Origin of the sequence: Archangium violaceum Cb vi76, from assembly GCF_000733295.1 — a bacterium.
GTDB classification, from domain to species: domain Bacteria; phylum Myxococcota; class Myxococcia; order Myxococcales; family Myxococcaceae; genus Archangium; species Archangium violaceum.
In genome coordinates, this window is record NZ_JPMI01000096.1 from 34,819 (window position 1) to 45,972 (window position 11,154).

The 11,154-nt window shown below is 69.3% G+C and carries 10 protein-coding genes; 8 read left to right on the plus strand and 2 right to left on the minus strand.

What is annotated here, in order from left to right; translation table 11 throughout:
* The first annotated feature begins 76 nt into the window (after window positions 1–76).
* From Q664_RS15120 to Q664_RS15150, 7 genes are all read left to right on the plus strand, one after another.
* On the plus strand, window positions 77–628 hold the full coding sequence (locus tag Q664_RS15120) for a YceI family protein (RefSeq protein WP_043395057.1): 552 nt from the start codon (window positions 77–79) through the stop codon (window positions 626–628).
* A 51-nt stretch (window positions 629–679) separates the two neighbouring features.
* A complete protein-coding gene (locus Q664_RS15125; RefSeq protein ID WP_043395058.1) occupies window positions 680–1,096 on the plus strand; it encodes an OsmC family protein in 417 nt (138 codons plus the stop codon).
* A 316-nt stretch (window positions 1,097–1,412) separates the two neighbouring features.
* Window positions 1,413–3,098: a SitA5 family polymorphic toxin gene (gene sitA5 / locus Q664_RS52130; protein WP_075207440.1), complete on the plus strand. Its 1,686-nt coding sequence runs from the start codon at window positions 1,413–1,415 to the stop codon at window positions 3,096–3,098.
* A gap of 11 nt (window positions 3,099–3,109) precedes the next feature.
* Window positions 3,110–3,742, plus strand: a complete 633-nt coding sequence (locus Q664_RS52135; protein ID WP_052518132.1) for a hypothetical protein — start codon at window positions 3,110–3,112, stop codon at window positions 3,740–3,742.
* A 311-nt stretch (window positions 3,743–4,053) separates the two neighbouring features.
* Window positions 4,054–6,018, plus strand: coding sequence for an FHA domain-containing protein (locus tag Q664_RS15140; RefSeq protein ID WP_160174413.1), 1,965 nt, complete (start codon window positions 4,054–4,056; stop codon window positions 6,016–6,018).
* 42 nt (window positions 6,019–6,060) lie between these two features.
* Entirely contained in the window at window positions 6,061–7,392 is a 1,332-nt protein-coding gene (locus Q664_RS15145) for a cyclic nucleotide-binding domain-containing protein (protein ID WP_043395060.1), read from the plus strand.
* Window positions 7,389–7,883 carry a hypothetical protein gene (locus tag Q664_RS15150; RefSeq protein ID WP_043395062.1) on the plus strand — a complete coding sequence of 165 codons (495 nt, stop codon included), beginning with the start codon at window positions 7,389–7,391 and terminating at the stop codon, window positions 7,881–7,883. The genes Q664_RS15145 and Q664_RS15150 overlap by 4 nt, the downstream gene beginning before the upstream one ends.
* Before the next feature lie 66 nt (window positions 7,884–7,949).
* Here Q664_RS15150 and Q664_RS15155 read toward each other — a convergent pair whose 3' ends face one another.
* Complete coding sequence (locus tag Q664_RS15155) at window positions 7,950–9,545, minus strand: tetratricopeptide repeat protein (protein ID WP_043395064.1); 1,596 nt, start codon at window positions 9,543–9,545, stop codon at window positions 7,950–7,952.
* A gap of 143 nt (window positions 9,546–9,688) precedes the next feature.
* On the opposite strand from Q664_RS15155, the gene Q664_RS15160 reads away from it, so the two are divergent.
* Window positions 9,689–10,660: a homoserine kinase gene (locus Q664_RS15160; protein ID WP_043395068.1), complete on the plus strand. Its 972-nt coding sequence runs from the start codon at window positions 9,689–9,691 to the stop codon at window positions 10,658–10,660.
* A 24-nt stretch (window positions 10,661–10,684) separates the two neighbouring features.
* On the opposite strand, the gene Q664_RS15165 is transcribed toward Q664_RS15160, so the two are convergent.
* Complete coding sequence (locus tag Q664_RS15165; protein WP_043395079.1) at window positions 10,685–11,152, minus strand: YybH family protein; 468 nt, start codon at window positions 11,150–11,152, stop codon at window positions 10,685–10,687.
* Window positions 11,153–11,154: the final 2 nt, after the last annotated feature.

The following is an 11,154-nucleotide window of genomic DNA, read 5'->3' on the forward strand; positions in this document are numbered from 1 at the left end:
CCCCATCTAATCAGGGCCACTGGCCACCGCTACCTTCTGCTTCGTCAACAACGCCTCACCGGCAAGGAACACGAACATGGCCAACGCGACCTGGAATATCGACACCACCCACTCCGGCATCCACTTCTCCGTCCGCCACATGGTCATCTCCAAGGTGCGCGGCAGCTTCCGGAAGTTCAGCGGCTCGGTGTCGCTGGACGAGCAGGACCCCACCGCCTCCTCGGTCTCCGTCCGCATCGACACGGCCAGCATCGACACCGGTGTCCAGCAGCGCGATGACCACCTGCGCTCGCCGGACTTCTTCGACGCGGAGAAGTTCCCCGTCATCTCCTTCGAGAGCACGAAGGTGGAGAAGTCCCCGGACAGCGGCCTCCGGGTGACCGGCAAGCTGACCATCCGGGACATCACCCGCGAGGTGGTGCTCGAGGCCGAGCAGCTCGGCGTCGGCAAGGATCCCTGGGGCAACATCAAGGCCGCCTTCGAGGCGAAGACCTCCATCGACCGCCGGGACTTCGGCCTGAAGTGGAACCAGGCGCTCGAGACCGGCGGCGTCCTCGTCGGCGAGAAGATCGAGATCGCGCTCGAGATCCAGGCGGTCAAGGCCCAGATCGCCGAGAAGGCGGCCTGAGCCGGCGTCAAGGTCCCGGAGCGCCCACCCTCAGCAGGAGAAGGAGACACCATGTCCATCGAGAGCCAGACCGAGCGGAGCGGCGCGTTTCGCCAGGTCATCCGCGTCGGCGAGCACACCTTCCACGCCGATGTCGCTCCCTCGCTCGGGGGCCAGGGCTCCGCTCCGGGACCCCACGACTACTTCGATGCCTCGCTCGCGGCCTGCAAGACGCTGACGGCCCACTGGTACGCGAAGAAGCATGGCATCTCCCTGGAGCGCGTCGAGACCCACATCGAGCGCGACGACTCGAAGGAGCGGCAGGGCACCTACGTGCTCAAGGTGAAGCTCGCGTTCCATGGCGCGCTGTCCCAGCAGGACAGGCAGCGGCTCCATGCCGCGGTCGCCCAGTGCCCCGTCCACAAGCTCATGACCACCACCACCGTGGAGGTCGTGACGGAGCCCCTCGAGGCCGGAGAGACCCCGTAACAATGGCCTGTCAGGGTGGGGCACTCGTGGGTGGCACTCGTAGTCGACTACGAGTGGTGTAGTTTTTTGTGCCACACCAATCGTAGTCGACTACGAGTGCCGCAGGCTCTGCCGTATGCGAACCACGGCATTCCTCCAGGCGGTAGGGGCGTGACCGTCCTGCTTCATGACCAGCACCCGGGGCCGTTCGCGGCTCCCGGCCTATTCTTGGTGTCCTGCCTGCATCGGCCAACCTGGTGGCTTGACCGAGGTGCCCGCGTTTCCGTGTACTTCCGACGCGGCGGTGCTCGGGCCGCGTCGCTTCCGGAGGTCCGCCCTGTCCACCCATCTTGCTAGCGCTCGCTCCAAGGGCGTGGGCCTGGGCCGCTGTTCTGGCGCCTGGGCGCTCATCGTCCTGTTCCAGTTCGCTTGTGCCACGGGCACGCCACGAAGCAGCATGCTGGTGGGCTACCGCTCTCCTCGGCCCACGCCCCCGCCGGCTGCCCATGCGCGGGTTGCGGCCACGGCGGAGCCAGGCCTGGAGTCGGCCGTGGTGTACGAGGTGGACTTCCTGGAACCCGGTGCCGTTGCCATCCGGCCGGTGCGCATCCCCCCGGCCGAGTTCCAGCGGGCCTTCCATCGGCTCGCCCGGGAGGTGCGGCTGGGGGCGAAGACACCCCGGCAGGCGGCGCACGCGTTGCTCGCTACTGGGGGACCGCCCGCCGAGGCGGGCTGGGTGGAAGCCTCGGGTGACTGGAGGCTGGAGGCGTACGCGGGCCAGGGCCTCACCTGGATACCCGAGCGCCAGACGGGCCCCGTCTTCCTCACTCCCGAGGCCGAAGCAGCCGTGAGGGACTACTACCTGGCATGGTGTGCGCCCGAGGGGGGAGGTGACTGCCGGGCCCTGCTGGATGACGGGCCATACCTGAGCGCCGAGGACCGGCGCGTCCTGGCCCTGTCCATCGCCTTTGGCCACGTGCTGGAGGAGACGAAGGGAGCGCTGGGCCGCGAGTTGCTGGCCACACGGGCGCTCGTCTCCATGGTCGTCTGGACGGTGGCCCTCTACTGCGCCATGTGGCTGGTGCCCGAGCCCACCACCAAGGCCCTGGCCGCTGGCATGACCCTGCTGCTCATCGGCTACCTGGGCCTGGGCACGGTGTATGGGCTGATGGACGGCTGGGCACGCATGGCGGACGCGGCGCACCACGCCACCACCTTCGAGGAGTTGCGCGCGGCCGGTGCGCAGTTCGGCAAGGTGCTGGGCGAGGACGCGGCGAGGGCGATGATTCTGGCGGTGGCCAGCCTGAGCGGACACACGCTGGGCCAGGTGATGGCGCGGGTGAAGTCACTGCCGGGCTTCCACTTCGCGGGGGCGCGGTTCAACGCGCAAGGCGGGGCGGCCGTCATGGGCCGGCTGGAAGGCACGGAGGCGGCAATCGCCTCGGAGGGAGCGCTGGCCCGGGCGGTGGCGGCGGCGGAGATGGTGGCCACCTCGCCGCAAGGCCCCATGGCCGTGGTGATGCTCAAGAAGGGGCCGGGGCATGGCGTGGAAACGGCCCCGGGAGGCCGCTCCGCCGCCACCGTCATCCGGCACCGGGGCGGCAACCGCCAGGTGCAACTCAGCGACGGCCCGCGCTGGCACATTCCCCGAGGCAGGTCGGTGGCGGACATTCCTGTCGAGGACAGGGTGGGCGACATGCTCCAGGAGGCTGTCACCCGGGCCGCAAGCGAGTGGGGGCCTCACAGGCTCTCATTCAAGGAGGACAAGGCCATCAAGGAGGCCTTGGAGCGAGGAGAATACTGGCTAGCGCGGTTGCTGGAACGCGAGGCCCGGGGGCGCTACGTGCAGAAAAAGGTGAAAGAGCAGTTCGAGCACCTCTACGACTTCAGCTTGAGCAAGGGCGTGGACGTGTTTGACCCGGCGACGAGCACCCGGTACGAGATTCTCTCCGGGACGGAGTCGAACCTGGCGCGGCATGGACGGCGCATGGCGGGCGAACTCTTCCGGATGCTCACCTTCTGAAAGGGGCGGCGATGGACCGGCTCGGCAACATCGTCTTCAAGGACCGGGAAATCGAAAACGAGCGGCTGGAACTGACGGACGACAAGGCGAACTACATCCTTGGTCCCAACCTGACGTTGAAGAATTGCACCCTGGTGCTCAAGGTGTCTGCCCGGCGTCTGAGCCTCAAGCAGCCCCGTATCATCGACTGCATGGTCGAGGTGAAGCAGGAATTGAAGAACTTCCAGGGCTGGGTGGCTGCGTGCCTGAAGGGCTGCCGCTTCAAGGGTCGTTTGACGGGATGCGACTTCGGGCACTGGCCTGAATACATGAGCCTGCCGTGGTATCAACACGGGTCCATCGAGGACTGCGACTTCACCGAGGCCCGTCTCGATGGCTGTCGCATCATGGGCTCTGACCCTGCCACCCTTCGCTTTCCCAAGTGGCCCTGCTTCACCATCCTGGACCCCATCAGGCGAGCCCCCGAACTGGGTAACGTCCATTGGCCGGGCCGATTTGGCCGTATCGTCATCGAGCACCTGCACGAGCAACCAGCCCCCACGAGAGCCTTGACCTTGTCCGCTACGGTCGAGGCAAAGCATTTCGAGAGCACCCCGGAGGAGTTCCGGGCCGTCATCGAGAAGTTCGACTGCATCGTCTACTAACGGCCCGTGCTGGCACCTGCCCCGAGGCGCGGAGGTGAGGCTCACGGGGCGGCGGGCGACCGGAAATGCTTCGCAACGGGTGTCACTCGTAGTCGACCACGAGTGTGCTTACATGTGCCTACATTTTTGGCCCCTCACTCGTAGTCGACTACGAGTGAGGGCCTCCAGTCGGCGGGATGCGGCCCGCCTCCGCCCGAAAAGGCCTTGTGTTCAAGCGGGGTTGGGCGTGCTGGGGCTGGCGCTCTAAGATGCCGGGCCGAATGGCCCCGTCCAACCGCCGTCCCTCCTCCAGGCCCCCCTCCGCACAGCCGATGCCGGCTGAGGACAGCACCCGTATCAAGTCCGCCAGCGCGGTGCGCCGCAATGCTCCCCGAGAAGAGGAGTACGGCGCCGCCGAGGACGAGGCGTATCCATCCGACGATGACACGGGCGATCAGGGCTACGACGACGAGGGCACCCCGACGCCCGGCGTGGAGGATGACGACAACCCGGACTCCACTCGCGCCGGTCCGCCCCTGACGCTGGAGATCCTCGAGGGACCGGACCAGGGCCGGAAGAAGCGCTTCCGGAGCGTCCGCATGGTCATCGGACGGGGACAGGACTGCGACCTCATGCTCCTGGACCAGTCCGTGTCGCGCCGCCACGTGGAGTTGGTGTACGGCGGCGAGAGCGGCGTGATGCTGCGCGACCTGGTCAGCGGCAACGGCACCCGGGTGAACGACACGCGGGTGGACGAGTGCAAGCTCAAGCACCAGGACGTCATCTCCATCGGCCGCACGAAGATCCGCCTCGTCGACGAGCAGGAGGCCATCCGGCAGATGCGCCTCGCCGCCGAGGAGGCCGAGCGCAAGGAGAAGGAAGAGGCCGAGCGCCTGGCGAAGGAAGAGGAAGAGGCCGCCAGGAAGGCCGCCGAGGCCGCGGCTTCGGGCGCCGCCGCTGACGCCGGTGCCACCCCCGAGGGCGGCGCGAATCCCGACCCCGAGCGGGACAAGGGGACGCAGATACGCGACATCCGGGACATCCCGCGCCGCAACCCGCCCCCGCGCAGCACCAACCTGGGGCTCCTGGCGGCCGCCGCGCTGGTGCTGCTGATCGCCCTCATCGGGGGTGGCGTGCTCTTCATCAAGCGGGGCCCGCCGCCCCCTCCGCCGCCCAACCCCAAGGAGGAGCTGGCCCGCACGCAGATGCAGGAGGCGCGCACAGCCTTCCGCAACGGCGACTACGCGCAGGCGGTGAAGCTGGCCGAGGAGGCCGAGGCCCTCTTCCCGGGGCTGCCCACGGACGGCTTCCTGCAGACGGCGCGCGCGGAGCTGGCCATCGTGCAGGCCTTCGAGCAGGTGCGCCAGCTGGCCGGCGAGAACAAGTTCGAGGAGGCGCGCGAGCTGCTCTCCAAGACGCCGCACGGCACCGTGAAGACGGAGGAGATGCGGGAGAAGCTCGACGCCGAGCTGGCCTCGGCGGAGGTCTCCTGGTGGGTGAAGCAGGTGGAGATGGCGCTGGATGCCCGGGACGTGGAAGGGGCCCGCGGGCTCATCCGGCATCTTCCCCTCGAGCGCCAGCCGCTCTACCTGAGCAGGCTGGCGGAGCTGGAGGCGGAGATCGAGCAGGAGGACCGGGACGCGGCCTCCCAGGATCGCGCCGCCCGGGCCGCCGCGGCCCGCAGGGCCAAGGAGCAGCGCGAGGCGTTCATCACCGCCGCCTTCTCCCCGGTGGAGCAGCGCTTCAACGCGGGGGATTACTCGCGCGCGGCGCTCGAGTGCGACCGGGTCATCGACGCCCACTCGGATGACAAGGAAATCCGCGACCGGGCGAAGCTGCTCAAGAAGCTCCTGCCCCAGTTCGCGCGCGTCTACCAGGACGCCCAGCGCAAGGTGCAGTCCAACGCCCTGGAGTCCGCGGCCCGCCCGCTGCGCTCGGCGGCCGAGCTGTACCGGCAGATCGGCTTCAAGGGAGGGCCCGTGGGCGACACGCTCAACAGCCAGCTCGCGGCCTCGGCCGTGGTCGCGGGCAAGGCCGCCCTGTCACGCGGAGACCTGGTCAACGCCACCCGCTTCTTCAACGACGCCCTGCGCCTGAGCCCGGAGGACGAGAAGGCCCAGGCGGGCCTGGCGTCCATCCAGGGCAAGCTGAACGATCTGTACAGGCAGGCCTACCTCATCAAGGACCGGGAGCCCGAGGAGGCGGCGGAGAGGTTCCGGGTCGTCTTCCAGCTCGCGGCCGAGGGCTCCGAGCTGAAGACGAAGGCGGAGTCACAACTCCTGGCACTCGAGCAGTAGGGATGGGGTAGGGTCGGCACCCATGGTTCGCGGAGAAGAGGGATGAACGAGTCATCATTGCGGGAACTGGGTCTGGACCTGCTGGAGGACCGCCAGTTCGAGCGGGCCCTCGCGGTGTTCGCGGAGGCAGTGCGCCGGCTCCCGGCGGATCACCGCTCGCGGATGCTGGCGGCGCGCTGTCTGGCGGAACTGGGAGAGCGTGAGCGGGCCGTCACCGTCTACCACGCCTGCGCCGAGGGGCTGCTGCGGCGTGACTACCTGCTGTCGGCGATGGCCGCGTGCAAGCTGGGGTTGGAAATGGCGCCCCAGGAGCGGCGGCTGAAGGACACGCTGGTGCGGTTGCACGCGCGCGCGGCGCGCAACGTGACCGGACGCGCCTCGGTGCCCCCGCCGCTGCCGCCGGAGACGCTCTATGACGGCAAGGTGGACACCGACCTGATGGCGTTGTCCGGCGAGGAGCTGAGCGACCGGGCCATCGAGGTGCTCGCCGCGCCGGATCCGGGTGGCTCGGCCAATCCGAATGATCGGCCGCCCCTGCCGCTCTTCGCGGACCTGGAGCGTGACGCGTTCATCGACCTGGTGGGCCGCATGGGCTACCGCTCCATCAAGCCCGAGGAGGTGGTGAGCCGCGAGGGCGAGGCCACGGACCGGTTGCACGTCATCGTGGCCGGCAAGGCCGAGGTGACGCGGCGGGCCGAGGGCGAGGATCGGACGCTGGGCTTCCTCGGGGGCGGCTCCATCTTCGGAGAGCTGTCGCTGCTCACCGGCGCGCTGACCACGGCCAGCATCACCGCGGTGTCGGACATCGAGGTGTTCGAGATCCGCCGTGAGCACCTGAACGCGGTGGCCAAGAGCTTCCCGTCGATGCCGCAGGTGCTGGCCACCTTCGCGCAGAAGCGCATGGAGCGGAACCTGATGGCGACCTCGCCACTGTTCCAGCCCATGCCCGAGTCCGATCGTGCCGCGCTCCTGCAGCGCTTCACCTTCCGGGCCCTGCAGCCCGGCGAGAAGGTGCTGGTGGAGGGTGAGCACTCTCCGGGCCTCTTCCTGGTGCTCGCGGGCGAGCTGGTGGTGCAGAAGGAAGATCCCGCCGGTGGCACGGTGCGCCTGGGCGTGCTGCGCGAGGGTGAGGTGGCGGGGGAGATTTCCCTGCTCACGGGCCTGCGCGCGACGGCCACGGTGGTGTCGGCGCGCAAGACGGCGACGTTCTTCCTCGAGCGCGCGGCCTTCCACGAGCTGGTGAAGGCATATCCGCACATCAAGAAGTACCTGGAGCAGCTCTCGGATCGCCGGCTGAAGCAGATCGGCGAGGCGCTGCGGCCCGCGGAGATCATCGACGCGGACGAGCTGCTGACGGAGAGCGGCGGCGCATGATGACCCTGTCCAGAGGGCAGGTGCTGGGGGTGGTGCTGGCGCTGCTGGCGGCGGGCGCGGTGCTGTTCTTCTGGCCCCGGGAAGAGCCCGGGGTGAAGGAGGCCATCACGCGCAAGGTGGTGCAGATGACCGACGCCGCCGAGCGCAAGGACATGGCCGAGCTGATGGAGGGCGTGGCCGAGAACTTCCAGACGGGCGAGGGGTGGGACAAGCGTCAGGTGAAGGGCGTTCTGCTGGGCCAGGTGCTCCGGGGCAACTGGGTCCGCATCTTCGTGAAGGATTTGAACGTCACCGAGGTGAACCCGAGCCAGGGTGACGTGCAGATGAAGATCATCTTCGGCCGCTCGCAGACGGATCAGCTCGAGACGCTGGCGGAGGAGAGCGTGCTGAGCGCCTACCTGATCGAGGGCACGTTCGAGAAGCAGGAAGACGGAGAGTGGCGCATCGTGCAGGCGAAGCACCGCTCCCTGAGCCCCACCGAGCTCTTCTGAAATTCCACTCCCTCTCCTTCTGGGAGAGGGTTGGGGTGAGGGATTGCGCGGCCAGTCCCCGCGCTCCTACCGCAGCAGCGCGTCCGTCTCGGTCTTCCAGGCCTTGGCCATTGCGGGCTGACCCTCGGAGGCCAGGCGCTTCTCCACCTCGGTGGCCCTGGCCTTCAGCGTCTCGACGGGCGTCCCGTTCAACTGGGCGCGGCTCAACCCGAAGAAGTAGTGCTGGCAGCCCTTGGCGAACTCGCCCTTGGCGAAGAGCAGCTCGCCCATGGCCTCATAGGCCTCGGGCATGGCGCCCATGCCGTTCTCCGGGGCCACCTCGGTGAGCAGGGGCCGGGCGGCGTCGTAGTCCTTGCGTGCCATCAGCAGCACGGCCTTGGCGTACTGCGCACGCGCCATGCCCACGCCCTTCACCGCCAGGGCCCGGTCGTACGCCGCCATCGCGTCGTCCGAGCGCGCCAGCGCCTCCATCACCTGTCCCCGCGCCAGCCAGTACCGCTCGTCCCGCTCCAGGGCACCCACCGTCTTCCCCTCGGGGGCGGGCACCTGCACGTCGCGGAAGACGGCCTCGTAACCGTCCAGCAGCGCCAGGGCGCCCTCGCCATCCCCCGCCTGCTGCAGCGCCTTCGCGCCATCCAGGTAGAGCAGGGTGGCCGTGCGCCGCTTCGTCACCGCCTCCTGGAAGGCCGGGCGCGCGCCCGCGTCCTTCTTCAGCGCCAGCGCCCGCGCGCGGATGAACAGCGCATGGTGCTCGTCCGGAGACGCGGCGAGTGCCTCCCCGGCCTCCTTCAGCGCCTCGTCCGTGTTCCCTTCCGCCAGCGCCAGCGCGGCCCTCACCGTCAGGGCCCGGGCCTTCAACGCCGGGGTGAGCTCGGCCTCGCGCGCCAGCACGTCCGTTACCGTCTTCGCCGCCTCCTCCCGCCCCACGCCCTGGTACAGCCGGGCGAGCGCCAGCGAGAGCCGCGCGCGCAGGTGCTCCGCGTTGGCGGCCGTGGCCTTCTTCAGCGCCTCGGCGGCCTGACCGTACATGCCCTCGTCCAGCAACGCCTCTCCGTGGGCCACCGGGTAGCGCGGCTCGCGCCACGCCCCCTCACTGGCCTGGGCGAAGGCCTGCCGCGCGTCCGACAACCGCCCTCGTGCCAGCAGCGCCTGTGCCTCGGCCAGCGCCAGCTTGGGGCTCTTGGCGCCCTGCGTCTTCAACTCCTTCAGGTAATTCTCCGCCTCCGCCGCCTTGCCCTCGGCCAGCAACACCATCGCCCGCGTGCCGTAGCGCTCGCCGGAGCGCGAGTCCAACGCCTCGGCGCGCGCCAGTTGCTCGCGGGCCTTCGCCTCGGCCTCCGGCTGGCGGTGCTCCAGCCACAGCCTCATGTTCACGTCCGCCGCCAGCGCCCGGGCATCCTTCGCGTCCGCGTCCAGTTGGAAGAGGGCGTCCAGCTCCGTCAGCGCCTTGCGCAGGTCCGCCGGGTTGTCTCGCTGGGCCTGCGTCCGCGCCGCCTTCATCCGCGCGTCCACCTGCTGGCGCACCTGTCCCCGGTGCACCACGTACGTCACCGCTCCCGCCAGCAGCACCGCCACCACGCCCAGCTGGAGCAACGCGCTCGGCAGGCTCTCCCGCCTCCGCCCGTCCCGCTGTCCGTCGTGGCTTCCATTCGCCGGGGTCATGGGGGTGCCTCCCAACTGAAATTTGAATGGTTTCAGACGTTTATGGATGAGACGATGGGGTCGGCCGTAGATAGGCACGGCACCCCGAAGCGTCAACGCGGGGCACCCATCCGGGGCGGCGCGTGTGCCGCGGGGAGGACATCATGGCGCTCTACACCAACATCGACGCGGCGGCCTTCGAGCGGCTGGCGGAAGCCTACGGGCTGGGCCCGGTGCGTGAGTTCACCGGCATCCCCCAGGGCTCCATCAACTCCAACTACCGGCTGGTGACGGCCTCGGGCCGCTACTTCGTGCGGCACACCACGGTGCGCTCGGCGGAGGTGCTGCGCTTCGAGGCGGAGCTGCTCGCGCTGCTCCACGAGTCCCACTGCCCCGCGCCGCGGCTCCTCCTCACGCGCGAGGGCGCCCCCTGCCTGGAGATGGAGGGCGGCCGGGTGAGTGTCTTCGCGTGGCTGGCGGGCGAGGAGCTCACCCACGCCCAGCTCACCCCGGAGCACCTGGAGTCCCTGGGCCTGGAGCTGGGCAAGCTGCACCGGGTCACCCTGTCCTTCAGCGGCTCGCGCCCCAACCCCTACGGCCCGGAGGTGGTGGGCGGCTGGCTGGAAGAACTCGCGCGCCACCCGGACGCGGAGCTGTCCTCCATCGCCGGAGAGCTCCGGGGCTACCTGGCCCGGGCCGAGTCGGCGCGTGGAGGCCTGGAGCCTCGCGGCATCATCCACGCGGACCTCTTCATGGACAACGTGAAGTGGCTGGGGGACCGGGTGAGCGCCTTCTTCGACTTCGAGATGGCGTGCCGGGACTTCTACGCGCTGGACGTGGCCATCACCCTCAACGCGTGGTGCTTCCACAACGGCGCCTGGCGGCCGGAGCTGTGCCGGGCGCTGCTGCGCGGCTACCAGGTGGAGCGCTCGCTGGTGCCGGTGGAGCGCGAGAGCCTCTTCGGCCACGCCCTCTTTGGAGCGGTGCGTTACACCGCCAGCCGCATCCGGGATTTCCACCTGTCCGGGCTGCCGCCTGACAAATTGTCACCCAAGGACTTCCGCACCTACCTGGCCCGGTCCCGGGCGCTGGCGCACATGGGGCCCGAGGGCCTGCGCGCGCTCGTGGGTGTCTGAGCGCGCGGGCCGGGCCTTACCGGCTCAGAAGCCGGCGACGATGCGCCACTGCCCGTCCTCCTTCTGGAGGACCATCTGCTCCAGCTCGGCGTCGCGCTGGGGCTTGTCCAGCAGCCCCGGCGCCCGCCACGTGGCGTTCCAGTAGTAGATGACGGTGGCCACGCCGTTGCTCCTCACGTCCATCTTGCGGACGTCCATGGTGAGGCGGGGCGGGTCGATGCGCGAGAAGAGGGCGGGGAGCGCCTCGGGAATGTTCTCGTAGGTGAGATCGTCCGCCGGGTCGTCGGTGCCAGCGTTGTCCCGGAAGGACTTGGAGATGAGTCCCTGGAGGGCCTTGGCATCGCGGGCCTCGAGGGCGGCGCGGTATTGCTCCATCACCTTGAGGATGGCGCGGGAGTCGTTGGTGTCGGCGATCTGCGTGCCCGGGATGTTGCGGGGGCCGCAGGCCGCGAGCACCAGGAGGGCACAGACAAGCAAGGGACGGACGTTCATGG